The sequence below is a fragment of the Paenacidovorax caeni genome (assembly GCF_001298675.1).
GTDB lineage: Bacteria > Pseudomonadota > Gammaproteobacteria > Burkholderiales > Burkholderiaceae_C > Paenacidovorax > Paenacidovorax caeni.
The window spans coordinates 145,162-167,562 of the sequence record NZ_CYIG01000007.1; the positions used below are offsets into that span (position 1 = coordinate 145,162).

20 protein-coding genes and 1 tRNA gene are annotated in these 22,401 nt (G+C 69.4%); 10 read left to right on the forward strand and 11 right to left on the reverse strand.

Features of this window, described 5'->3' with window-relative positions; translation table 11 throughout:
- The first annotated feature begins 4 nt into the window (after window positions 1-4).
- From arsC to chrA, 5 genes are all read left to right on the forward strand, one after another.
- A complete protein-coding gene (gene arsC / locus BN2503_RS04820) occupies window positions 5-364 on the forward strand; it encodes an arsenate reductase (glutaredoxin) (protein WP_054255514.1) in 360 nt (119 codons plus the stop codon).
- 54 nt (window positions 365-418) lie between these two features.
- A complete protein-coding gene (locus tag BN2503_RS04825; protein WP_054255515.1) occupies window positions 419-1,915 on the forward strand; it encodes a Do family serine endopeptidase in 1,497 nt (498 codons plus the stop codon).
- Window positions 1,916-1,988: 73 nt separating this feature from the next.
- Complete coding sequence (locus BN2503_RS04830; protein WP_054255617.1) at window positions 1,989-2,645, forward strand: response regulator transcription factor; 657 nt, start codon at window positions 1,989-1,991, stop codon at window positions 2,643-2,645.
- Complete coding sequence (locus tag BN2503_RS04835) at window positions 2,642-4,051, forward strand: ATP-binding protein (protein ID WP_054255516.1); 1,410 nt, start codon at window positions 2,642-2,644, stop codon at window positions 4,049-4,051. Before BN2503_RS04830 ends, BN2503_RS04835 begins: the two co-directional genes overlap by 4 nt.
- 1 nt (window position 4,052) lies before the next feature.
- A complete protein-coding gene (gene chrA, locus BN2503_RS04840) occupies window positions 4,053-5,279 on the forward strand; it encodes a chromate efflux transporter (protein WP_054255517.1) in 1,227 nt (408 codons plus the stop codon).
- Between the two features lie 61 nt (window positions 5,280-5,340).
- On the opposite strand, the gene BN2503_RS04845 is transcribed toward chrA, so the two are convergent.
- From BN2503_RS04845 to BN2503_RS04875, 7 genes are all read right to left on the reverse strand, one after another.
- Window positions 5,341-5,415, reverse strand: a tRNA-Arg gene (locus BN2503_RS04845).
- A gap of 111 nt (window positions 5,416-5,526) precedes the next feature.
- A complete protein-coding gene (locus BN2503_RS04850) occupies window positions 5,527-9,519 on the reverse strand; it encodes a translocation/assembly module TamB domain-containing protein (RefSeq protein ID WP_054255518.1) in 3,993 nt (1,330 codons plus the stop codon).
- Window positions 9,520-9,576: 57 nt separating this feature from the next.
- Window positions 9,577-11,490 (reverse strand): autotransporter assembly complex protein TamA, encoded by a 1,914-nt coding sequence (locus BN2503_RS04855; protein ID WP_082366497.1) that lies wholly within the window; start codon window positions 11,488-11,490, stop codon window positions 9,577-9,579.
- A 5-nt stretch (window positions 11,491-11,495) separates the two neighbouring features.
- A complete protein-coding gene (locus BN2503_RS04860; protein ID WP_054255520.1) occupies window positions 11,496-12,683 on the reverse strand; it encodes a vWA domain-containing protein in 1,188 nt (395 codons plus the stop codon).
- A 29-nt stretch (window positions 12,684-12,712) separates the two neighbouring features.
- Window positions 12,713-13,315 carry a GNAT family N-acetyltransferase gene (locus tag BN2503_RS04865; RefSeq protein ID WP_054255521.1) on the reverse strand — a complete coding sequence of 201 codons (603 nt, stop codon included), beginning with the start codon at window positions 13,313-13,315 and terminating at the stop codon, window positions 12,713-12,715.
- Window positions 13,316-13,317: 2 nt separating this feature from the next.
- The gene (locus BN2503_RS04870) at window positions 13,318-13,551 is read right to left on the reverse strand and encodes a hypothetical protein (protein WP_054255522.1); all 234 of its coding nucleotides are present in this window, start codon (window positions 13,549-13,551) and stop codon (window positions 13,318-13,320) included.
- A gap of 21 nt (window positions 13,552-13,572) precedes the next feature.
- Window positions 13,573-14,415 (reverse strand): AAA family ATPase, encoded by an 843-nt coding sequence (locus BN2503_RS04875; RefSeq protein WP_054255523.1) that lies wholly within the window; start codon window positions 14,413-14,415, stop codon window positions 13,573-13,575.
- A 106-nt stretch (window positions 14,416-14,521) separates the two neighbouring features.
- Between BN2503_RS04875 and BN2503_RS04880 the strand changes: the two genes are divergently transcribed.
- Complete coding sequence (locus tag BN2503_RS04880) at window positions 14,522-15,178, forward strand: c-type cytochrome (RefSeq protein WP_054255524.1); 657 nt, start codon at window positions 14,522-14,524, stop codon at window positions 15,176-15,178.
- Between the two features lie 515 nt (window positions 15,179-15,693).
- Window positions 15,694-16,539, forward strand: coding sequence for a universal stress protein (locus BN2503_RS04885; protein ID WP_074930001.1), 846 nt, complete (start codon window positions 15,694-15,696; stop codon window positions 16,537-16,539).
- 3 nt (window positions 16,540-16,542) lie between these two features.
- Here BN2503_RS04885 and BN2503_RS04890 read toward each other — a convergent pair whose 3' ends face one another.
- Both BN2503_RS04890 and kefC read right to left on the reverse strand, forming a co-directional pair.
- Window positions 16,543-16,977 carry a DUF1841 family protein gene (locus tag BN2503_RS04890; RefSeq protein ID WP_054255525.1) on the reverse strand — a complete coding sequence of 145 codons (435 nt, stop codon included), beginning with the start codon at window positions 16,975-16,977 and terminating at the stop codon, window positions 16,543-16,545.
- A 32-nt stretch (window positions 16,978-17,009) separates the two neighbouring features.
- A complete protein-coding gene (gene kefC / locus BN2503_RS04895) occupies window positions 17,010-18,839 on the reverse strand; it encodes a glutathione-regulated potassium-efflux system protein KefC (RefSeq protein WP_054255526.1) in 1,830 nt (609 codons plus the stop codon).
- Between the two features lie 191 nt (window positions 18,840-19,030).
- Between kefC and BN2503_RS04900 the strand changes: the two genes are divergently transcribed.
- The 3 genes from BN2503_RS04900 to BN2503_RS04910 all read left to right on the forward strand — a co-directional run bounded on the left by BN2503_RS04900 (window position 19,031) and on the right by BN2503_RS04910 (window position 20,941).
- Window positions 19,031-19,669, forward strand: coding sequence for a LysE family translocator (locus BN2503_RS04900; protein WP_054255618.1), 639 nt, complete (start codon window positions 19,031-19,033; stop codon window positions 19,667-19,669).
- An 82-nt stretch (window positions 19,670-19,751) separates the two neighbouring features.
- A complete protein-coding gene (locus BN2503_RS04905; RefSeq protein WP_054255527.1) occupies window positions 19,752-20,369 on the forward strand; it encodes a nucleotide-binding protein in 618 nt (205 codons plus the stop codon).
- Window positions 20,370-20,476: 107 nt separating this feature from the next.
- Complete coding sequence (locus tag BN2503_RS04910) at window positions 20,477-20,941, forward strand: MaoC family dehydratase (protein ID WP_054255619.1); 465 nt, start codon at window positions 20,477-20,479, stop codon at window positions 20,939-20,941.
- A 68-nt stretch (window positions 20,942-21,009) separates the two neighbouring features.
- Here BN2503_RS04910 and BN2503_RS04915 read toward each other — a convergent pair whose 3' ends face one another.
- Together BN2503_RS04915 and BN2503_RS04920 are read right to left on the reverse strand one after the other, a co-directional pair.
- Window positions 21,010-21,480 carry a tRNA (cytidine(34)-2'-O)-methyltransferase gene (locus BN2503_RS04915; RefSeq protein ID WP_054255620.1) on the reverse strand — a complete coding sequence of 157 codons (471 nt, stop codon included), beginning with the start codon at window positions 21,478-21,480 and terminating at the stop codon, window positions 21,010-21,012.
- A 195-nt stretch (window positions 21,481-21,675) separates the two neighbouring features.
- Complete coding sequence (locus BN2503_RS04920) at window positions 21,676-22,386, reverse strand: ComF family protein (RefSeq protein ID WP_054255528.1); 711 nt, start codon at window positions 22,384-22,386, stop codon at window positions 21,676-21,678.
- Window positions 22,387-22,401 lie beyond the last annotated feature (15 nt).

The window sequence follows — 22,401 nt, forward strand, 5'->3', positions numbered from 1 at the left end:
GCGCATGAGCGATATCACGATTTACCACAACGCCCGCTGCAGCAACTCGCGCGGTGCCCTGGCCCTGCTGCGCGAGCGCGGCCTGGAGCCTGTCGTCATCGACTACATCAAAGAGCCGCTGAACGTGGCGCAGCTCACGGCGCTGGTCGCGCGCCTGGGTGTGCCGGTGCGCGAGCTGCTGCGCGCCAAAGAGGCAGCCTACCAGGCGCTCGACCTGGGCAACCCGCGGCACAGCGATGCGGATGTGCTCGAAGCGGTGGCAAACCATCCAGAACTGCTGAACCGGCCCATCGTGGTGACGCCCCGGGGGGCGCGCCTGTGCCGGCCGCCGGAGATGGTGCTGGAACTCTTAAGCGCCGCCTAAGTTCGCCCGCCCACACTGCCTTTCCATCGCACAACGGTTTTGGAAAGGCACACCATGAACACTCTTCTCTCTTCTCCCCGGCGGCTGGTCGTGGCCCTAGTGGCCGCAGGCGCTTTGGGGGCCACGGGTGCGGGCCTCATCACCGCGCGCGAAGTGCGTGCGCAGGCGGGCATACCAGCGGCGGCGGCGCCCGCACTCCTATCGGCATCCGTAGCCCTGCCGGACTTTTCGCAGATCACGGCGCGCTATGGCGCGGCCGTGGTCAACATCAGCGTCAGCGGCATGCGCAAGGCGTCCGATGCCGAGGACGATGACGGCGCAGCCGCGCAGCCGCCGCGCGGCATAGACCCCGAGGATCCTTTCTATGAGTTTTTCCGCCGCTTTGGCATGCCCGGCATGGGCGCGTCTGGCGGGCGCGCGTTGCCCATGCGCGGGCAGGGCTCGGGGTTCATCATCGACCCGAGCGGCATCGTCCTGACCAACGCCCACGTGGTCAAGGGGGCCAGCAGCGTCACCGTCAAGCTGACGGACCGGCGCGAGTTTCAGGCCCAGGTGCTGGGCGCCGACCCGAAGACGGACATTGCCGTCCTGAAGATCGACGCGCACGACCTGCCCACGGTGAAACTGGGCAATTCGCGTGATCTGCAGGTGGGCGAGTGGGTGCTGGCCATCGGCGCGCCTTTTGGTTTCGAGAACACGGTGACGGCCGGTGTGGTCAGCGCCAAGGGGCGCTCGCTGCCCGACGACAGCTATGTTCCCTTCATCCAGACCGACGCAGCCGTTAACCCCGGCAACTCGGGCGGGCCGCTGTTCAATGCGCGCGGCGAGGTGGTGGGTATCAACGCGCAGATCTACTCCCGCTCCGGTGGGTTCCAGGGCCTGTCGTTCGCCATTCCGATCGAGGTGGCGTCGAAGGTGGGGCAGCAAATCCGCGCCACCGGGCAGGCGCACCATGCCCGCCTTGGCGTGGCGGTGCAGGAGGTGAACCAGGCGCTGGCGGACTCGTTCCAGTTGCCACGTCCCGAAGGCGCCCTGGTGGCCAGCGTGGAGCACGGTGGTCCGGCCGACCAGGCCGGCCTGCAGGTGGGCGACGTGATCCGCAGCGTGGATGGCCAGCCCGTGGTGGCGTCGGGCGATTTGCCGGCAATCGTTGGACAGGCCGCGCCGGGGCAGAAAGTGCAGGTCGAAATCTGGCGCCAGGGCCAGGCCCAGACGCTGGTTGCCACGCTCGGGAATGCCCGCGATAAGGCCGCACCGGTCGCTCAGGCCGAAGGGCCCGTGGGCAAGGGACAGCTGGGGTTGTCGCTGCGCCCCCTGGCCCCGCAGGAGGCCCGCGCCGCTGGGGTGGACAAGGGGCTGCTGGTTGAGGACGTGCGTGGCCCGGCGGCGCTGGCCGGCGTGCAAGGTGGCGACGTGCTGCTGGCCATCAACGGCACGCCGGTGCAGGGCGTGGCCCAGGTGCGCGCGGCCATGGCCAAGGCTGGCAAGTCGGTAGCGTTGCTGATTGCGCGCGATGGCGACAAGATCTTCGTGCCGGTGCGCCTGGGCTAGAGCGTCAATACGTTCTTGGCGTGGGGCCTGAACTTCACTCTCGCAAGCGGGCATGCCCCGCTATGCTTTCGCCATGCGCTTGCTACTTGTGGAAGACGACCCGATGATCGGCGAAGCCGTGCGTGACCTGCTGCGCGCGGAGGGCTACGCGGTGGACTGGGCGAACGACGGCGACATGGCTGACGCCGCATTGGCCACGCAGGCCTACGACCTTGTGCTGCTTGACCTGGGGTTGCCGCGCCGTGATGGCCTCGCGGTGTTGCGCGACCTGCGGTCACGCAAGGATCGCACGCCAGTTCTGATCGCAACGGCGCGTGACGGCGTGGCCCAGCGTGTGCAGGGCCTCGACGCTGGGGCCGACGACTATGTGCTCAAGCCCTATGACCTGGAGGAGTTGCTGGCGCGCATCCGCGCACTGCTGCGCCGCGCAGCAGGGCGCGCAGAGCCGGTGTACGAGCACCAGGGCATTTCCGTCACGCCGGCCACGCGCGAGGTGCTGGTACAGGGGCGGCCCGTGTCGCTGTCGGCGCGCGAATGGGCGGTGCTGGAGGCGCTGATTGCCCGCCCCGGCACCGTGCTGTCGCGCCAGCAACTGGAGGACAAGCTTTACGGCTGGGACGGTGAGATCAGCAGCAATGCCGTGGAGGTCTATGTCCACGGCCTGCGCAAAAAACTCGGGGCCCATCTCGTGCTCAATGTGCGCGGCCTGGGCTACATGGTGCCGCGATGAAAGCGCCGCGCTGGCCCACCTCGCTGCGCTGGCGCCTGCTGGCCCTGCTTTTCACGGCCGTGTTGTGCACTGCGCTGGCGCAGGCCACGCTGGCGTACCGCAGCGCCCTGGCCGAGGCCGATGCACTGTTCGACCACCAGATGCAGCAAACGGCCTTTGCCTTGCGTGCGGGCCTGCCGCCCGACGCCCAGGCCTGGGGTGGCGGCCCGCGCGCCGAGTACCAGAACGACGAATTCATTGTTCAGGTATGGACCCATGAAGGCTTGCGCATCTTCGAGTCCGCCGTGGGTACGGCACTGCCGCAACTGGCCGTGCTGGGCTTCACGAACGTGCAGGTGCGCGACGCCACCTACCGTGTTTTCTCCCTGCAGACGCGGGCGCAGGTCATCCAGGTGGCACATGACATGGCGGTGCGCCGGGCCATGGCACGCGCCTTGGCGTTGCGCTCGCTGCTGCCGTTGGCAGTCATGGCACCGCTGCTGGCGCTGTGGGTGTGGTGGACGGTCCGCCATCTGTTGGCGCCTGTAGAGCGCGTGCGCCGCCAGCTCGCGCTGCGCCAGGCCGATGATCTGGTGGCCGTCAGTGAAACAGATTTGCCCGACGAAGTGCAGCCCCTGGTACAGGAGCTGAATCTGCTGCTGGCGCGTGTGCGCAGCGCCTTCGAGGCGCAGCAGCATTTCGTGGCGGACGCTGCGCATGAACTGCGCTCGCCGTTGGCCGCGCTCAAGCTGCAGGTGCAGGGCCTGCGCCGCGCACCCGACGATGCCGCACGCCAGCAGGCCGTGGCGCGCCTGGATGCGGGCCTGGATCGCGCCACACGCCTGGTCGAGCAACTGCTGGTGCTGGCGCGCCAGGAGGCCAGCGCCGCGGCGGTGTCGCCCCTGGTCGCGGTGGATTGCGATGCGCTGGTGCGCCAGGCGCTCGCCGATGCGGCGCCGGGCGCGCAGGCGCGTGGCATTGACCTGGGCCTGGCGCCCGCGTGCGCAGCCAACGGCACCGGCGGCTGGGCCGCCGGGCTGCCCGAGGCCTTGCGCATTCTGCTGCGCAACCTGCTGGACAACGCTGTCAAATACACCCCTGCGGGCGGGCGCATTGATGCCGGATGGCGCGTTGTGCCCGGCGGTGTCGAACTGTGGGTGGAAGACAGCGGCCCCGGCATTCCAGCCGCCGAGCGGGCGCGCGTGTTGGGCCGCTTCTACCGCGGGCCCGAGTCTGCCCAAGGCACGCAGGGCAGCGGCCTGGGGCTGGCTATCGTGCAGGCGATTGCCCGGCGGCATGGCACGGCACTCACCCTGGAGGACGCGCCGCATCTCGGGGGCTTGCGCGCCGCGCTAATCTTGCAGGCATGGGCTGGTTCGGTTGATCCGCATGGCCGTGACACGCGGTTGGCGCCGGAGAGCGTATGACATGGGGGCTTCCCTCAACACCTTGCAGCAGGAAACCATGGCAGCACCAGGTACCGTAGCCGAAGTCTTTGGCGCGTTTCTAAAACTGGGCCTGACATCCTTCGGCGGCCCCATCGCCCACCTGGGCTACTTTCGCACGGAGTTTGTCGAGCGCCGCCGCTGGCTGGATGACCGCAGCTACGCCGATCTGGTGGCCCTGTGCCAGTTCCTGCCCGGTCCGGCCAGCAGCCAGGTTGGCATGGCACTGGGATTGGGCCGCGCTGGCTGGTGGGGGCTGCTTGCGGCATGGGCCGGGTTCACCTTGCCATCGGCAGTGGCGCTGATCCTGTTCGCCTTTGGCGTCGCGCAGTACCAGGGCCTGGCCCAGTTCGGCTGGGTACATGGGCTCAAGGTAGTGGCCGTGGCGATCGTGGCGCAAGCCGTCTGGGGCATGGCCAAATCGCTGTGCCCGGACCGCCCGCGCGCCGCACTGGCCATGCTGGCGGCGCTGCTGACCCTGGCGTTGCCCTCTGCGATGGGACAGCTTGTCGCCATCGCCACGGCGGGACTGCTGGGCTGGTGGACCCTGAAGATCGCACAACCCGGCGGTGGCCAGGCCCACAGCTACCCGGTCTCGCGCCAACTGGGGAGCGCTGCATTGCTGTTGTTCGCTGTGACGCTCATCGGATTACCCCTGTGGGCCGCAGCCACAGGCTCAAGCACGGTGGCGTTGCTGGAGGGGGTGTATCGCGCTGGCGCGCTCGTCTTCGGTGGCGGGCACGTTGTTTTGCCCCTGCTGCAAGCTGCGGTGGTGCCTGAAGGCCTGGTGAGTAACGCCGACTTCCTGGCCGGCTACGGCGCGGCGCAGGCGGTACCTGGCCCGCTGTTCACGTTTTCGGCCTACCTTGGCGCTGTCGCCCACGGGCCATTGCATGGCTGGGTGGGTGGTTTCGCGCTGCTGGCCACCATCTTTCTGCCCGCTCTTTTGATTCTGGTGGGTGCCCTGCCATTCTGGGAGGCACTGCGTCAGCGTGGGGGGATTCAGGCAGCCATGGCCGGCATCAACGCTGGTGTGGTCGGCATTCTGGCGTCTGCCTTGTACGACCCGGTGTGGACCAGCGCCATCCACGGCAAAGCGGATTTTGCGTTGGCGTTGCTTGCGTTCGGCCTGTTAACTGTGGGGCGGGTTCCGCCGGCCCTGGTGGTCCTGCTGGCAGGGCTCTCGGGCTGGCTGATGGCGATGGGCTAAGGCCTCTTGCAGCATCTGAACCACTGGGGAGGAGCGCATTTCCATGGCGGAGTCTCCACAGTGGTCCCCCCGACAGGAATCGAACCTGTATCTAGCGCTTAGGAGGCACTCGTTCTATCCATTGAACTACGGGGAGGCCGGCCGGGAATTGTAAGGGCAGGCTTGGGTGTGCGACGGTACCTTCTTTTGCTCTGCTTTTGATAGCTGCTTGCGCTTGCCTATAGAGCCTTGTAGGGCATTTTTGCCCTCAGTCGTAGCGCACCGTGTAGACCAAATCGAGCGCGCTCACCAGCCCTGTCTGCCCGCGCAGCGTGAGACGGCGCGAGAGATCGTAGAACACGTACAGCGTGCCGAGCGTGCCCGAGAGGCTGTGTTCGTAGGTCACGTACAGCGCAGACGAAATGCGCTTGCCCAGGGTCAGCGCGGCGGCGCTGGCGTCTTCGCCCTGGCGCGGGCCCTTGATGCCGATTTCGTCCAGCCCCAGGCTGCGCGAGAGGCCGCCCGTGCCCCCGCCCTGGCGGCCCAGCACGGCGAGCGCCGCCTGCTGCAGCAAAGCGGCTTCGCTGCCACCGCTGGCGGCGCTGTGGCCCAGCACCACCCATGAGAGCTTTTCGGCATCGGGCAGCTCCGGATCGGCATACAGGCGCACGCGTGGCGCCTGGGCCGAGCCGGTGACCTGCACCCCTGCGCGCACCGAGATGTTGGGGCGGATGGCCAGGATGTCGAGCGCCGGGTTGTCGTACGGACCGTTGAAGCGCACCAGGCCGCTCTCCACGTCCAGTGCCTGGCCCCAGGCGCGGTAGCGGCCTTCCTCAGTGCGGATCTCGCCGGTCACGCGCGGCTGGCCGCCGGTGGCGGCGCTGGCGCGAATCTCCAGCGTGCCGGTCAGCCGCGTGGTGATGCCTTGGCCTTGTAGGGCGAAGTCGTCGCCCAGGTTCAGGGTGACGGCAATGTCGGGCGGACGCGCTGCCTGCACGCGGGGGCCGCTTTCCGGGGTGGCCGCTGGGCTGTCGGGGCGCGCACGGCTGCGTACCACCACGTCGTTGCCCAGGCGCGGGGCGCTGCTGTCGGGCAGGAGGATGGCGGCACGGTCGGCGGTGAGCTGGCCGCGCAGCGTGAACTGGCCCTGCGCCAGCCGCGCCTGCAGCGGGCCTGAGATGCTGACTTGCCGGTCGGCGCGCACCTGCACCTGCAGGCGCTCGGCCTGGGCGCGCAGGTCCATGCTGATGCCCTCGGCCGCGCTGGCGCCGGCGGCAGGCGGGCGCCATTGCACCACGCCGCTGGCGGTGAGCAGGCCGCCGTCCTGCGGTGCCTCGGTGCGGTTGCCGCTGCGCCCCAGGATGCGCGCGGCGTTGCCCTTGCCACCGGCCACGCGCAGCTCGTCGATGGTGAGCTGCGTGCCATCGAGCGTGGCGCGCAGGCGGCCGTCCTTCAGATCCACGCCGTCGATGACCGAGCGCAGTGCGAACTGTTCGGCCCCCAGCTGCCCGTGCCAGCGCGGATCGGCGCGCGTACCCGACAGCTGCACGTCGGCGTCCAGCGTGCCCTGCACGCGCCAGCCGGGTGGCGCCATGGCCGACCACACCCCCAGCTCCGGCAACTGGGCCTTCACTCTGGCGGCGAGCGGGGCGTTCTCGGGCCAGCGTGTCTCGCTCCAGCGCCCGGCGGGGATTTGCAGGGTGCTGCTGCCCTCGGCCTGCAGGCGCCCGGCGCGTGCGCTGTCCCACAGCACGGCGGCGCGCAGGCGCTCGCCCTGGAGCTCCAGCTCTATCTGTGCTGCCTGCAGGCCCGCTGCCGCGCCCGCCTGCTTGCCCAGCGTGGCAGGCGCATTGCCGCTGCTGCGCACGGTGGTCGTGCCGGCGCTGTCGATGGCCAGCAGACGCAGCTCGCCGCTGGCGCGGCGCAGCGTGGCGCGGGCGCGCAGGGTGTCCAGAGCCTGCACGTCCCAGCTGCCTTCGAGCACCACGTCGCCGGCCAGGCCGGTGCGCTCCAGCAGTGCGGGCTGGCGCGTGTCGAAGGCATCGGCCCAGGCCAGGGGCAGGTCGCGCAGCGCGCCGCGTGTTTGCAGGCGCATGGCGCCCTGCGGGGTCTGGCTCCACTGCGCGGCCTGCCACTGCAGCTGGGCCTGGCCGGGCAGCGGGCCGGTAATCCGGGCCTCTCCGGCCGAGGCCTCCAGCGCCAGGCCGGTGCGCGGGTGCTGGCGCAGCGTCAGCGCCAGCGGCTGGGCCAGCTGCACAGCCCAGGGGCCGGGCCGGTTGCCGTCGCGTGCCTGGGCCTGGAATTCGCTCAGCTGCAGTCCCCAGGCGCCGGCGCCCTGGTGCCCACCCTGGGCGCGGGCGCGCAGCTGCAGCTGCTGCGCGCCGCTGCGCACGCGGCCATCGAGGCTGGCTTGCAGCTGGGGCAGCGAGCCCGAGAGCTGGGCGCGCAGGTCTTGCAGCTGCAGGTCAATGGCGCCCTGGCCGGCGCTGGCAGGCTGGGCCAGCGTGAGCTGTGGGGCGGCCAGTTCAGCCTGCAGCGTGAAGGCGCTTGGGGCGCCTGCTTCGGGCGGCGTGGCGACCAGGCCGGCGCTGTGCAACTGGCGCTGCAGGCCCTCCCAGCCGCCGCTCCAGCGCGCGTCCAGGCGGGCCTGGCCTTGCAGGCGCGCGCCGGGCAGTAGCGTTCCCAGGCCGGGCAGGGCGGCCAGCCAGTCGCGCGTGCGCTGCGGCGTGTCGAGCTGCACGCGCGCCTCGCCCGTGCCGGCGCGCGGCCCCAGGCGGCCCTGCACCTGGGCGCTGGCGCCGGGTACGGTGAGCTGCAGGGTGCCGTCGAAGGCGCGCGCGGCAGTGTCGATGCGCAGGTTGCGGCCCTCGGCCTGGGCCTGCAGGGCCTGTACCTGCAGCTGCTGCAACTGCAGCACCGGGGCGTGCCAGCGGCCCTCGGCGCGCACCTGGTCGATGCGCAGGGTGTCGGCGGCGCGCGCGGTTTTCTCGCCCCGCAGGTCGATGTGGAACTGCACGGCCGCATCGCTGCCCTGGCGCGCGCTCAGGTGGCCTTGCACGGGCTGGCGGTCCAGGGTGCTGTAGAGGTCGCTGGGGCGCAGGCCGTGCACCTCGGCCTGGCCCTCCACGGTCTGCGTGGCGGGCGTGTAGCGGCCTTGCAGGGTGATACGGCCGTCACCCAGGCGGGCCTCGGCGCTGGCAAGGTCCCAGTGCGTGCCGTCGAAGCGTGCCTGCGCGGCGAGGGCGGCCAGCGGCAGGCGCTGGGTGTCCCAGGGGCCGGGCTGGCCGTTGGTGATCTGGGCGCCCGCCTGCCAGCCGTCTCTGTCTTGCCCCGCGCTGAAGTCGCCGCTGAGCTGCGTGGCTGGAGCCTGGGGCCATAGCGCGGCCAGGTCCACGTTGGCCAAGTGGCCCTCGGCCTTGTGCAGCGGCTGCGCTGCCCAGGGGGCGACGCTGGCCAGCACGCGGGCGCGCACGCCGGACAGCGGGGTGGTGCTGGCGTCGGGCTGCAATTCGGCCTGCACCTGCAGCAGCGCATCGGCACCGTCCAGCCGCCCCTGAATGCGGGCCTGGGCTGCGATGCGCAGCGCCTCGTCGGTGTGGGCGGGATGCGTGGTGTCGATCTGGCCTTGCAGCGTGGCATCGAGCTGCATGGGCGCGGTACCGTCCAGCGTGGCGTTGGCGCTGTAGCGGCCTTGCGCCAGTTCCAGCCGCGCCAGCGTGGCGTGGTGCTGGCGGCCGTCGTAGCGGTAGCTGGCCTCGATGTGGCGCAGCACCACGGGCGTGGCGGCGGCCCAGGTCAGTTCGTCGATGCGCAGGGCGGGCAGGGTGATGCGCAGCGGCAGCGCCAGCCCGGCCAGGGGCTGCGGCGGCTCGGTGCTGGGCGGACCCAGGGGCGTGAGCTGCACGCTGGCGGCAGAGAGCTCGCCCAATTGCAGCGTGCGCTGCAGCAGCGGGCGCAGGCGCCAGCCCAGCGTGGCGTCGCGCACCTCGACAGCGAGCGTCGGGCTGCTCCAGCGCAGCCAGCCGATGCGCCCGCCCGCGCGCAGCGAGCCGGTGACCTCGCGGCTCTCCAGCTGCTGGCCTGCGGGCAGGTACTGTGCCGCGCGCTGCAGCGCCGTGGCGAGCGAATCGGCGCTGCCGAGCCACCACCAGGCGCCGCCCAGCGCGAGCAGCGCCAGGCCGAGCAGGCTGCCCGCCAGCCAGGCCAGGGCGCGGGCGACGCGCCGTGCGCGCGGGGGGGAAGGGGGTGGCGCTTTCGTCATGCTTCAAAAAAAGGAGCTTCTGGCGCTTGCTGCATAAGCGTTAGAAGCCAATTTGGCTTAAAAGTTGAAACCCAGGCGCAGGTGCAGGCGCAGGCGCTTGTCCTGCACGCCCCAGGCCAGGTCGGTCTGCAACGGGCCCACGGGACTGTTCCAGCGCAGGCCCGCACCCACGCCGACCTTGGCCTGGATACTGCCCAGGTCGTCGGTCACGGCGCCGGCGTCGATGAACACGGCGCTCTCCCAGTGCGTCAGGTCGCCCCGGATGGCGATAGGGCGCTGCCACTCGGCGCTGGCCACGCCCATGTAGCGCCCGCCGTAGAGCGTGCCGCTGCTGGTGGCCGCGCCAATGGCGCGGTAGCCGTAGCCGCGCACCGTGGTGTCGCCGCCGGTAATGAACAGCTGGCTGGCGGGCACGGCCGCATCGGCGCGCGCCAGCACCGCGCCGCCCTCGGCGCGCAGGGCCAGGCGGGCGTTGCGCTGCACGGCGCTGCTGTCGGCACCGCTGCCCACGGCCACCTTGCCCAGTGGAATGAACGACTGCCAGCGCACCCGCGTGCGCACGAAGGGGTTGCGCTGATTGCGCAGCGTGGTGCCCACGCCCAGCTCCAGGCCCAGGCCGTAGCCGCGCGTGGGGCTGTTGTTGTTGTTGAAGTAGCGCGCGGTCCAGCCGAAGTTGGCGCTCAGCGCGCCGCTGGAGTCGGGCGCGTCGATGCCGTGGGGCGTGGCACTGTCGTACTGCAGGTAGTAGTTGCGGTCAATGTGGCCCAGGGTCTGGCTGGTGCCACCGCGCAGCTGCACGCTGTTCACGTCGTAGCTGCCCATGACTTCGCGCTTGACCTGGCCGGCGCCGAACCAGCGCCAGCTGTCGTCGTCGGGCAGCGAGACCCATTCGCTGTCGAGCGACTGGGTTTCGCGGTCCAGCGCGGCCTTGGTGGTGGCACGCCAGCCGAGCCAGGGCAGGCGGTTGTTGATGTGGTTGGCCGACAGGCGCGCACCGCTGTCGGTGGAAATGCCGGCGCCGAACACCAGCTTGTGCAGCTTGGCCTCGCTCACCTGGGCGATGACGGGCGTGGCCTCGGGCGGGCCGTTCTCGGTGTCGAGCGTGAGGAACACGGTGTCGTAATAGCCGCTGCTGGCCAGGCGCTGCTGGGCGTCGAGCAGCTCGGCCTCGGAGTAGCCGGCGCCCGTGGGCAGCCGGGCAATGCGGCGCGCGCCGTCGGGGTCGTAGCGCTCGTTGCCGCGCAGTTGCAGCGGGCCAAAACGGTAGGCCGGGCCGGTGTCGTAGGTCACGTCCAGGGCCGCCTGGGCGGTGTCGGGGTCGATGTCGGCACGGCTGTCGGCCAGCCGTGCCGTGGGGTAGTCGCGCTCCTGCAGGCGGCGCAGCCCCTGGGTCTTGGCGTTGTCCCAGGCGCTCTGGGTGAACGTCTGGCCAGGCGGCAGCGCCCAGCTGCGCTCCACGCGCGACTGGCGGCGGCTGAACTCGTCGGCCTGCGCGCCGCTGCCGGTGAAACCGATGTGCGCGCTGGCCACCGTGGTTTGCGGTCCAGGCTCCACGGCCACCTGCACGGTGCGCGGGGCGTGGCTACCCGCGGGGGCGGTGCGGCTTTCGATGGTGATGTCGGGGCTGAAGTAGCCCTGGGTGCCCAGCAGCGTGCGCACGTCGGCCTCGGCGGCCACCAGCAAGCGCGAGAGTTCGCTCGGCTGCAGGTCGCCCAGGCGGGTGTAGCGGCGCAGCTCCATGTTCTGCTCCAGCAGCTCGCGCAGGCCGTCGGGTGCCTGCACCTGCAGCGTGAAGGCCGGCGCTTCATCGGCGGGCGGGGCGCTGGCGGCTGCGGGGGCTTCTTCTTGTGGTGCGCCCGGCAGCAGGCTGCAGCCGCCGAGAAGCAGGCTGGCGGTGAGCAGCGGCAGCAAGGGGCGCTGCAGAAAGTGCAACGCCGACCGGAAGGTCGGCGTTGGGCGCGAACGTGGCATGGGCGCTATTTTGACAAAAGCCGCATGGTTTCTTCGAGGCCCTTGAGTGACAAAGGGTACATGCGCTGGCCCATGAGCTGCTGGATGATGCCAATGCTCTGGCGGTACTGCCACACGCCCTGCGGCTCGGGGTTGATCCAGGCGAACTTGGGAAAGGCGTGGGTGAGGCGCTGCAGCCACTCGGCACCAGGCTCCTCGTTGTTGTATTCCACGCTGCCGCCGGGCTGCAGGATCTCGTACGGGCTCATGGTGGCGTCGCCCACGAAGATCAGCTTGTAGTCCTTGTTGTACTTGCGGATGATGTCCCAGGTCGGGAACTTCTCGGCAAAGCGGCGGCGGTTGTTCTTCCACATGAAGTCGTAGACGCAGTTGTGGAAGTAGTAGAACTCCAGGTGCTTGAACTCGCTCTTGACGGCGGAAAAGAGCTCCTCCACGCGCTGGATGTGGTCGTCCATCGTGCCGCCCACGTCCATCAGCAGCAGCACCTTCACGTTGTTGTGGCGCTCGGGCACCATCTTGATGTCCAGGTAGCCTGCGTTGGCCGCGGTGGCGCGGATGGTGTCCGGCAGGTCCAGCTCGAGCTCGTGCCCCTCGCGCGCAAACTTGCGCAGGCGGCGCAGCGCCACCTTGATGTTGCGCGTGCCCAGCTCCTGGGTGTCGTCGTAGTCGCGGTAGGCGCGCTGCTCCCACACCTTCACGGCGCTGCGGTTCTTGCTGGCGCCGCCGATGCGTACGCCCTGCGGGTTGTAGCCGCCATGGCCAAAGGGGCTGGTGCCGCCCGTGCCGATCCACTTGTTGCCGCCCTCGTGGCGGCCTTTTTGCTCTTCCAGGCGCTTCTTGAGCGTCTCCATCAGCTCGTCCCAGCCCATCTTCTCGATGGCGGCCTTCTGCTCGGGCGTCAGCTCGCGCTCCAGCATCTTGCGCAGCCAGTCGGCGGGGATTTCCTTGGTGAAGTCGGCCACCAGCTCCACCCCCTTGAAGTAGGCGGCGAAGGCGCGGTCGAACTTGTCGAAGTGCTTTTCGTCCTTCACCAGCGCGGTGCGCGCCAGGTAGTAGAAGTCGTCCAGGCTCCAGGCGTCGTCGGACTGGGGGCCGACCACGCCTGCCTGCAAGGCTTCGAGCAGCGAGAGGAACTCCTTGACCGAGACGGGCAGCTTGGCTGCACGCAGGGTGTAGAAAAAGTCGATCAGCATGGTTTATGCATGTTTTTGGCCTTCAGGGCTTATCCAGCAAGCGCTGCAAGCTCCTGAAGGTATAGCAGCTGAGCACGCGCCTCGGGCCATTCGCCGCTGCGCATGCTGTACATCACGGTGTCGCGGATGGTGCCGTCGCGGCGCAGCGCGTGGCCGCGGATGACGCCGTCTTTCGTGGCGCCCAGGCGCTCGATGGCGCGCTGGCTGGCGAAGTTGAAGTTGTCCGTGCGCCAGCCCACCACGTGGCAGCCCAGCGTGTCGAAGGCGTGGCCCATCATCAGCAGCTTGGCCGTGGTGTTCACATGGGTGCGCTGGGCACTCAGGGCGTACCAGGTGTAGCCGATCTCGACGCGGCGCACGGCGGGCAGGATGTCATGGAAGCTGGTGGAGCCGAGTACGCGGTCCGTGGTGTCCTCGATCACGGCGAAGGCGAAGCGATGGCCCTCGGCGCGCATCTGCAGCGCGGTCTCGATGTAGGCGCGCGTTTCCTGCGGCGTGGGCACCGAGGTGATGCGCAGGCGCCACAGCTCGCCATCGGCGGCGGCGGCGGCCAGGCCCGCTTCGTGTTCGAGTTCCAGCGGCTCCAGGCGTACGCCGTTGGCGCGCAGGGTGACGGGTTCCACGAAAGCCATGCTCAAGACTCCTTGTTGTTGGTAGTGAAGGCGCCGCGCACGCGGCGCGCCAGGTGCCGCCCCAGGCCGCAGCCCAGGCCCACCAGCACGATGCCCGTGATGCTGGAGCTGTCGTAGCCCTCGGTGAAGATGTCCAGCCCCAGCATGCGGCCAATGCCATAGCCCGCCAGGGCGCCGCCCAGGAAGCCCGCGGCGTCGGTCACGCCCTCCAGCAGCAGTTGCCGGGTGCTTGTCATGGCAGGTTCTTTCGCATGTGGTCAGCGGTTGCGCTGGTTCATGAATACCAGCTTCTCGAACAGGCTCACGTCCTGCTCGTTCTTCAGCAGCGCGCCCACCAGCGGCGGCACGGCCACCTTGTTGTCGGCGCTTTGCAGCGCTTCGAGCGGAATCTCTTCGGCCAGAAGCAGCTTGAGCCAGTCGATGAGCTCGCTGGTCGAGGGCTTTTTCTTCAGGCCCGGCAGATTGCGGATGTCGTAGAAGTTCTTCATCGCCACGGTGAGCAGCTCGCTCTTGAGCGTGGGGAAGTGCACGTCGACGATCTTCTTCATCGTCTCGGCCTCGGGGAACTTGATGTAGTGGAAGAAGCAGCGGCGCAGGAAGGCGTCGGGCAGTTCCTTTTCGTTGTTCGAGGTGATGAACACCAGCGGACGGTGCTTGGCGCGGACCATCTCGCGCGTCTCGTAGCAGTAGAACTCCATGCGGTCGAGTTCACGCAGCAGGTCGTTGGGGAATTCGATGTCGGCCTTGTCGATTTCGTCGATCAGCAGTGCCACCGGCTGGTCGGCGGTGAAGGCCTGCCACAGCACGCCTTTGACGATGTAGTTCTGGATGTCCTTGACCTTTTCGTCGCCCAGCTGCGAATCGCGCAGGCGGCTCACCGCGTCGTATTCGTACAGGCCCTGCTGCGCCTTGGTGGTGGACTTGATATGCCACTGCAGCAGCGGCATGCCGAGCGCCTGCGCCACTTCCTCGGCCAGCATGGTCTTGCCCGTACCGGGCTCGCCCTTGACCAGCAATGGGCGCTGCAGCTTGATGGCCGCGTTCACGGCCAGCATCAAATCCTGGGTGGCAACGTAATTCTGGGAACCTTGGAATTTCATGGATTGCGCAACGGGTGGAATATTGATAAAAGTGCTTGACAAGCGTCTTTGGCAATTGCCGACGGCTTTTGCCAGGGCAACCGATCCACCTGATTGTGCGCGCAAAATGACCAAAACCTGGACCATCCTCGCTGGCTTGTCGGTCGCATGGGCGACGGGCGCTCTTCATGCGGCTGAGATTCAAGGCGATGCCGGCGCGGGCGCGCAGAAGAACGCCCAGTGCATCGGCTGCCACGGCATACCGGGCTACCGCGCGACCTTCCCGCAGGTGCACCAGGTGCCCATGATCTCCGGCCAGGGCGCGGGCTACATCGCCGCGGCCTTGCATGCCTACAAAAAGGGGGAGCGCAAGCACCCTACCATGCGCGGCGTGGCCGAGTCGCTGTCCGACCAAGACATTGCCGATCTGGCTGCGTACTACCAGCAAAGCGCCGGCGCTGCGGCACCGCAGCCCACCCCCGCTCCCACGCCCGAGGTGGCGGCGCTGCTGCAAAAAGGCGGCTGCGTGGCCTGCCACGGCGCCAACTTTGCGCAGCCGCTGGACCCGTCCTACCCCAAGCTTGCGGGCCAGCACGCAGACTACCTGTTCGTCGCCCTCAAGGCCTACAAGGGCGAGGGCCGGGCCTCCCTCATCGGCCGCAGCAACGGCATCATGGCCGGTGTGGCGCAACAGTTCTCCAATGCCGAGCTCCAAGCGCTGGCCGGTTACATGGGCGCGCTCGACGGAGGGCTGCGCACGGTGCCCGAGCCGCGCTTTCGTTGAGAACGTGTGAACGAATTCGCCATGCCCGCTCATCACGCCAAAACACGCCCCCTCGGCGTTGCAAATGCTCGCCATAGCACAAGCTATGGCTGCGCTTTGCGCCTTGATGGGCCGCGTTGTGGCGCGCTGCTCGGCCACGCCGGATTCATTCACACGTTCTGACGCGGCGCGGCGGCAATCTGGCACAGTCCGGTGCGGTATTGTGGCCAAAAAGTGAGTACGGGCTTACAGTTCAGGTCATGCTTTTCTTGGTCTCCACCCCTTGCGTGCGTATGGCGCGGCTGGCTGCTGCTGCGGCCCGCAGCGCGCGCGTCCTGCGCCGCATCGGGGTCTTGGCACCGGTGTCACCGGCGGCGCACCCTCGCGCCCGGCGGTCGCTCCACAGCTGAGCGTCATCCAGCCACCGCCGGGCTGGGCCGTGGCCCTTGCAGCCCGGCGTTTTGCAGGGATGACGCGCGCTTCGGCACCCCTGCTGCGGTGCCGCCTTCCCTCGCCCTGCCTGGAGACCGTTCCCGATGCGCCTGCACACCGTTGTCGCCCTGACTGATTTTTCCACCGCCGCCGAGCATGCCGTGGACCGCGCCGCCCAACTGGCGGCAGCGCACCAGGCACGCCTGCACCTTTTGTACGCCGCGCAGCACCATGACCCGCGCTTCGCCGATCCGCAGGCGCGGCTGGAGCAACGCGCGCGCCAGCTCGGCCGCCGCCATGGCCTGCCGGTCACGGCCTTGCATGGCGCAGGGCAGGGCGTGGTGGCCGACGCACTGCAGGCCGCCGCGCAAGCCGACCTGCTGGTGCTGGACCGGCGCATGCAATCAGGCTGGCATGCCTGGTGGCGGCCTTGCGTGCTGGCGCAGCTGCTGCGGCGCGCACCCTGCCCGGTGCTGGTGGTGCAGCAGCCTGCGCAGGGCGCATACGGGCATGTGCTGGTGGCGCTCGACGCCGCTCCCGCGGTGCCCGCGCTGCTGCGTTACGCCGGGGCGCTGGAGGTGTCGGCGCGCGTGGAGCTGTTCCATGCCTGCCCGGTGCGCGGGCCGTGCGATGCCACGCTGGCCTACCGTAGCCAGGAGCAGTGGCGCGTGCGCCTGTCCGACGCCTTCGAGGCACGGCGCAACCGCGTGGATCTGCGCGTGGGCGCGCAGGACCTGGCACGCCAGCTGGTGGTGCAGCAGGAGCGCGTGGGGGCCGACCTGATCGTGCTCGGCCACCGGCGCCGTGGCCTCCTGACCGAAACCCTGCGGGGCGCGGTAGCGCGGCGCCTGCTGCAGGGCGTGCGCTGCGACGTGCTGGTGGTGCCGCACGATGGTGCGTCACAGCCCCAGGAGCGCCGCCAGGCCGTGGCGGCGCCCGGGTGGGGCTAGAGGTCAGTCGCGCGTGGCGCGGCGCTGCACGGCGGCCACGTAGGCGTCGCCATCGGGCGGGCGGCCCGAGCGCTGGCTCTCCCACAGCATCTGGCCCAGGCATTCCATGGCGGCGTGGTGCGCGTCGTGCAGCGAGTCCAGCCGCCGCGACAGCAGCTCCACCGCCTGGCGGATGCCACGCGGCTGGTCAATGCTGCATTGCTCGCTGATCGACAGGTGCATCGACAGGTGCAGGAAGGGATTGGTGCGCTCCGGTTCGGCGTCGTAGTTGCGCGCCAGCGCCGCGTCCAGGTCGGACAGCTCGGCGTGGTATTCGGGGTGCTCGGCAATCCACAGGCTGGCCAGGGTCTCGATGGCTTCCATCGGCTGGCTGGCCTGGGCCTTGGCATGTACGGCGCAGAAAAAACGCCGCACGTCGGCTTGGGTGGGGTTGAACATAGGGCGCGCAGCGTAGCACGCGGGCGGGGCGATCAACCGGGTGGCGGGGTTTGCCGCGCCTGCTGCTCCTGGCGTTCCTTGGCTATTTGCTCGACGAGCTGCTGGCGGCCTTGCCGGGCCACGGCGATGAATTTCTCGCGGTTTTTGTGGTGCGGGTACATGCGCTCGATGAGCGCGGTGTTGTGGCTGCGAAAGCGCTGCGTCACGCGCTGCGCCTCGTCACGGTTCAGCCCCATGCTTTCCAGCACGGTGCGCGCGCTGCACAGGCTGGACTCGAACAGCTCGCGCTCGATGTGCGCCACGCCCAGGTCGCGCAGCTGGTTCCAGTGTGTGATGTCGCGCGCCCGCGCCACGATGGTGAGGTGGGGGAAATGCTTGCGCGCCATCTGCACGATCTTGAGGGACTGCTCCGGCGCATCCACCGCCACCACCAGGATGCGCGCCTGCTGCGCACCCGCGATGCGCAGCAGGTTCAGCCGCGTGGCGTCGCCATAGTGCACGCGGTAGCCGAAGGTGCGCGCGGCTTCGAGCATCTCCACGCTGTGGTCCAGCACTGTGGTGGGAATACCCTGCGCCAGCAGCACGCGCGCCACGATCTGCCCATAGCGCCCGAAGCCGGCAATGATGACGGGCGCTTCCTGCGGCTCGGACAGCTCGGGTTCCGCGCTGGCGGCGGGCTGTGCGGCGAAGCGGCGCAGCAGCACACGGTCGAGCAGCACCAGCAGCAGCGGCGACAGCAGCATGGACAGCGCCACCGCGCCCGTCAGCAGCGAGGCCGTGGCACGGGTGAGCACCTGTTCGGTGGCGGCGGTCTGGAACACCACGAAGGCAAATTCGCCCCCCTGCGCCAGCAGCAGCGTGAAGATCGGGCGCTCCTGCCGCGTGATGCCCGCGCCCCAGGCCAGCGCGTAGATCACCACCGCCTTCAGCGCCAGGAAGCCCAGCACCAGCAGCGCCATCAGCCCCGGCGCGCGCAGCAGCGCGCCGAAGTCGATCGACATGCCCACGGCCATGAAGAACAGGCCGAGCAGCAGGCCCTTGAAGGGTTCGATGTCGCTTTCCAGTTCGCGCCGGTACTCGCTGTCGGCCAGCAGCACGCCGGCCAGGAAGGCGCCCAGCGCCATCGACAGGCCCACCTGCACCATCAGCATGGCGATGCCCACCACCAGCAGCAGCGCCGCGGCGGTGAAGATCTCGGGCGTGCGGCTTTGTGCGATCCAGCGCAGCACCGGGCGCAGCAGCAGGTGCCCGCCGAGAACGATGGCGCCCACCACGCCCACGGTCTTGAGGGCCTGCAGCAGCGCGTGTCCGGCCTCGGGGGGCGTGTCGGTGGTATCCACCACGCCGCCCAGCAGCGGCAGCAGCGCCAGGATGGGGATGGCGGCGATGTCCTGGAACAGCAGGATGGAGAACGTGGCCTGGCCGCTGCCTGAGCGCAGTTGCCCGCGCTCGGCCAGCACCTGCAGCGCGATGGCCGTGGACGACAGCGCCAGGCCCAGCGCCCCCACCAAGCTCTCGCGCCAGGGCAGGCCCGCCAGCCACCCGGCGCCGTACAGCACGGCGGCGCAGCCCGCGAGCTGGGCGCTGCCCAGCCCGAGGATGGGGCGGTGCAGGCTCCACAGGCGCTGCGGCTGCAGCTCCAGCCCCACCAGGAACAGCATCAGCACCACGCCGAATTCGGAGAATTCGAGAATGTTCTGCACGTCGCTCACCAGCCCCAGCCCCCACGGCCCAATGGCAATGCCCGCCGCCAGGTAGCCGATGATGGCGCCCAGGCCCAGCGCCCGTGCAATGGGTACGGCCAGCACGGCCGCGGTCAGGTACAGGAAACCGTAGGTGAGCCAGGTCGGTGCGTGGGCCATGGGGAGTGTGGTGGGGAGGGGCGGTGGCATTGTGGCACCGGCCCCCATGCAACGTGCCGCAGGCCCGATTGGTTGACCAGGATGCTATCGTTTGAATAGCTGCTGGCGCCTGATCCGTGGGCGCCAGGGGTACTTTTGGCATACCATCTTGCCCTTGCCTATTCTTCGCCTGTTTGGCGCTGCGTTTTGCCATGGACCTGCACACCTGGATCGCCTTCTTCGCTGCCTGCTGCCTGATCGCCATTTCGCCTGGGTCGGGCGCGGTACTGTCCATGAGCCACGGCCTGTCGTTCGGTGTACGCCGCACCAGCGCCACCATCCTGGGGCTGCAGCTGGGGCTGCTGCTCATCCTGCTGGTGGCTGGGGCGGGGGTGGGCTCGCTGCTGCTGGCGTCAGAGACGGCGTTTTCCCTCGTCAAGGTGCTGGGCGCGTGCTACCTCATCTACCTGGGCTGGATGCAGTGGCGCGCCGGCGCTGCCGCGCCGCTGCTGGGCGAGCAGGCCGAGCCGGCGGGGTCGTGGCAAAAGCGCTGCCTCACAGGCTTCCTGACCAACGCCACCAACCCCAAGGGCATCATCTTCATGGTGGCGGTGCTGCCGCAGTTCATGACCGAGGCGCGTCCGCTGTGGCTGCAGCTGCTGGTGATGGCCGTCACCATGCTGAGCGTGGATGTGGTGGTGATGCACGGCTACGCTGCCGGGGCCAGCGCCATGCGCCGCCTGCTGCGCAGCGCCCAGGCCGTGCGCACGCAGAACCGCGTGTTTGGCGGCCTGCTCATGGCCGTGGGCGCGGGGCTGTTCTTCGTCAAGCGCGGCGGCGAGCATGCTTGATTTTTCATAGCGCCTGGTGCTTGCTGCGCGCGCGCTGGAGGCCATTTGGGCCATGAACGGATGAATTCCAAAGGAGGTCGATATGCCGGTGGTCGTGGTGGCCAATCCCAAAGGCGGCGTGGGCAAATCCACGCTGGCGACGAACATCGCTGGCTACTGGGCCAGCCAGGGGCACGCGGTGATGCTCGGCGATGCCGACCGCCAGCAGTCCTCGCGCCTGTGGCTGTCGCTGCGGCCCGAGAACGTGCGCCCCATCGGCACCTGGGACATCCACAGTGACTTCATCGCCAAGCCGCCGCGCGGCACCACACACGTCGTCATCGACACGCCCGGCGGTCTCAACGGCTGGCGCATGGGCGACCTGCTGAAGATCGCCGACAAGCTCGTGGTACCGCTGCAGCCCAGCGTGTTCGACATCTTCTCCACGCGCAGCTTTCTCGACGAGCTGGCCACCCAGCGCAAGGGCCACGCGCTGGAGGTCGGCCTGGTGGGCATGCGCGTGGACCGGCGCACCCTGGCCGCCGACCGGTTGCAGCAGTTCATGGAAGAGCAGGGCCTGCCCGTGCTCGGCACGCTGCGTCCCACGCAGAACTATGTGCACCTGGCGGCGCACGGCCTGACGCTGTTCGACCTGGCGCCGGGGCGCGTGGCGCGCGACCTGGAGCAGTGGCAGGGCATTACCGCCTGGCTCGACGCTTAGGCTGCCGCAGGCTACCGACATGGCGCGTGTCCATGCGGGTTTGTGCGGGGCGCGGGATGTCACGCGGCCGACATGCCCGCTGCCTGGGGCGCCGCTACATTGAAGGCATGAAAACCTTTCAGACATATTCCGAAGTCATCGCCAGCGTAGGCCAGGAAGTGGCCGTGACCGACTGGATCACCATCACGCAGGAGCAGGTCAACCAGTTCGCCGAGGCCACGGGCGACCACCAGTGGATCCACGTCGATCCCGAGCGTGCACGCTCCGGCCCGTTTGGGGCGCCCATCGCGCACGGTTTTCTCACGCTGTCGCTGATTCCGCGCTTCTTCGAGTCCGCTTTCGCCATTGAGGGCGCGCGCATGGGCGTCAACTATGGCCTCAACCGGGTGCGTTTTACCTCTCCCGTGCCCGTGGGCAGCCGCCTGCGTGCCCGCCTGACGCTGCAGGCCGCCGAGCCTCTGGAGCCCGAGGGCCTGCAGATGACCTGGCTGGTGACCGTGGAGCGCGAGGGCGCGGACAAGCCCGCCTGCGTGGCGGAGTCGCTGGCGCGCAGCTACGGTGCGCGCGCCTGATACGCGCTAGCTACTTCTTTAATAGCTGCTAGCGCTCTCCAGTAAAGCGCTAGAGGCATTTTTTGTTCTTAATCTGGCATGGCGAAGCCGTTTTGCCGCCAGGCCTCGAACACCGTTACCGCCACGGCGTTGGACAGGTTCAGGCTGCGCTGGCCCGCCACCATGGGCAGGCGCAGGCGCTGGCCGGGCGCGAAGGTCTCGCGCAGCGCGGGCGCCAGACCGCGTGTCTCGGCGCCGAAGACCAGCCAGTCGCCGGGCTGGAAGGCCGTGGCATGCACCGGCTGGGCACCGTGCGTGGTCATGGCAAACATGCGCGCCGGGTCGGGCCGTGCATCACGCAGGAAGCTCGGCCAGTCGGCGTGGCGCAGCACGCGCGCGGTCTCGTGGTAGTCCAGTCCGGCGCGGCGCAGCAGGCGGTCTTCCATCGAAAAGCCCAGGGGCTCGACCAGGTGCAGGGCGCAGCCCGTGTTGGCGGCCAGCCGGATGACGTTGCCGGTGTTCGGCGGTATTTCGGGTTCAACCAGGACGATGTGGAACATGCCGCGTATTGTGCGGCCGCGCAGCGGGGCATACGGGTTGGAGTGATCCATGGGGGTGCGCGCCACCCGCAGCGTTTAAAACTGGCGCGCCCCAGGCTGGGCAGCCGCGCAAGGGCCGCCGCGCTGGCTGCGTCCCCTTTCCATATGCTGCGTGAGCGAGGGGGAGGGCGCTGAAGGCGACTCAGGGGGTGTTTCTCAATCCTGCGGTGTGCGCGCCAGCACCAGCGCGGTAACGCGCGCCGCGCCGGCCTGGCGCAGCACGGTGGCAGCGGCCTGCAGGGTGGCGCCAGTGGTCATCACGTCATCGACCAGCAGCACCTGCCGCCCGGCCAGTTGCGCGGCGCACAGTGGCTCCACGGCGAAGGCGCGTGCCAGGTTGCGCAGGCGTTGGGTGCGGTCCAGCCCGCTCTGGGCCGGGGCGTCGTGCGTGCGCAGTAACAGCCCAGCCTGCACCCGCGCGGGCGCAAGCGCCTGCGCCAGCAGCAGGGCCTGGTTGAAGCCGCGCATGCGCAGGCGCTGCGGTGCCAGCGGAATGGGCAGCACCATTTCAGCGGCCTCCAGGGCCGGCTCGACCCAGGGCGTGCTGCGCAGCAGGGTTGCCAGGGCGCCGGCCCAGCCCGGGTCGCCGCGGAACTTGAACGCCTGCAGCACGCCGGACCAGGGGTAGCCGTAGTCCACGGCAGCGTGGCAGGCGTCCAATCCGTTGGGGTGGCGCAGGCAGGCGCCGCAGTGCGCCACGCCCTCGGGCACGGCCAGGGCGCAGGTGCGGCAGCGTGGGCGCTGGCGGGCAAAGCGCCGCACGCAGTCGTCGCACAGGCGCTGTGTGGGCCAGGCATGGCAGATGGCGCACTGGCTGGGCACCGTGCGCAGGGCCTGTGAAATCCCTTGCAGCCATGGGTGGGGCATGGGCTCAATATACTC

Bases quoted from the DNA above. Each gene is read 5' to 3' on its own strand.
- BN2503_RS04855 (WP_082366497.1), bottom strand. From the start codon at position 11,490: ATGCCACGTTCGCGCCCAACGCCGACCTTCCGGTCGGCGTTGCACTTT.
- BN2503_RS04890 (WP_054255525.1), bottom strand. From the start codon at position 16,977: ATGTTCAACCCCACCCAAGCCGACGTGCGGCGTTTTTTCTGCGCCGTA.
- BN2503_RS04830 (WP_054255617.1), top strand. From the start codon at position 1,989: ATGCGCTTGCTACTTGTGGAAGACGACCCGATGATCGGCGAAGCCGTG.
- BN2503_RS04900 (WP_054255618.1), top strand. From the start codon at position 19,031: ATGGACCTGCACACCTGGATCGCCTTCTTCGCTGCCTGCTGCCTGATC.
- BN2503_RS04865 (WP_054255521.1), bottom strand. From the start codon at position 13,315: ATGGCTTTCGTGGAACCCGTCACCCTGCGCGCCAACGGCGTACGCCTG.
- chrA (WP_054255517.1), top strand. From the start codon at position 4,053: ATGGGGGCTTCCCTCAACACCTTGCAGCAGGAAACCATGGCAGCACCA.
- BN2503_RS04850 (WP_054255518.1), bottom strand. From the start codon at position 9,519: ATGACGAAAGCGCCACCCCCTTCCCCCCCGCGCGCACGGCGCGTCGCC.
- arsC (WP_054255514.1), top strand. From the start codon at position 5: ATGAGCGATATCACGATTTACCACAACGCCCGCTGCAGCAACTCGCGC.
- BN2503_RS04835 (WP_054255516.1), top strand. From the start codon at position 2,642: ATGAAAGCGCCGCGCTGGCCCACCTCGCTGCGCTGGCGCCTGCTGGCC.
- BN2503_RS04910 (WP_054255619.1), top strand. From the start codon at position 20,477: ATGAAAACCTTTCAGACATATTCCGAAGTCATCGCCAGCGTAGGCCAG.
- BN2503_RS04875 (WP_054255523.1), bottom strand. From the start codon at position 14,415: ATGAAATTCCAAGGTTCCCAGAATTACGTTGCCACCCAGGATTTGATG.
- kefC (WP_054255526.1), bottom strand. From the start codon at position 18,839: ATGGCCCACGCACCGACCTGGCTCACCTACGGTTTCCTGTACCTGACC.
- BN2503_RS04825 (WP_054255515.1), top strand. From the start codon at position 419: ATGAACACTCTTCTCTCTTCTCCCCGGCGGCTGGTCGTGGCCCTAGTG.
- BN2503_RS04885 (WP_074930001.1), top strand. From the start codon at position 15,694: ATGCGCCTGCACACCGTTGTCGCCCTGACTGATTTTTCCACCGCCGCC.
- BN2503_RS04870 (WP_054255522.1), bottom strand. From the start codon at position 13,551: ATGACAAGCACCCGGCAACTGCTGCTGGAGGGCGTGACCGACGCCGCG.
- BN2503_RS04905 (WP_054255527.1), top strand. From the start codon at position 19,752: ATGCCGGTGGTCGTGGTGGCCAATCCCAAAGGCGGCGTGGGCAAATCC.
- BN2503_RS04860 (WP_054255520.1), bottom strand. From the start codon at position 12,683: ATGCTGATCGACTTTTTCTACACCCTGCGTGCAGCCAAGCTGCCCGTC.
- BN2503_RS04915 (WP_054255620.1), bottom strand. From the start codon at position 21,480: ATGTTCCACATCGTCCTGGTTGAACCCGAAATACCGCCGAACACCGGC.
- BN2503_RS04920 (WP_054255528.1), bottom strand. From the start codon at position 22,386: ATGCCCCACCCATGGCTGCAAGGGATTTCACAGGCCCTGCGCACGGTG.
- BN2503_RS04880 (WP_054255524.1), top strand. From the start codon at position 14,522: ATGACCAAAACCTGGACCATCCTCGCTGGCTTGTCGGTCGCATGGGCG.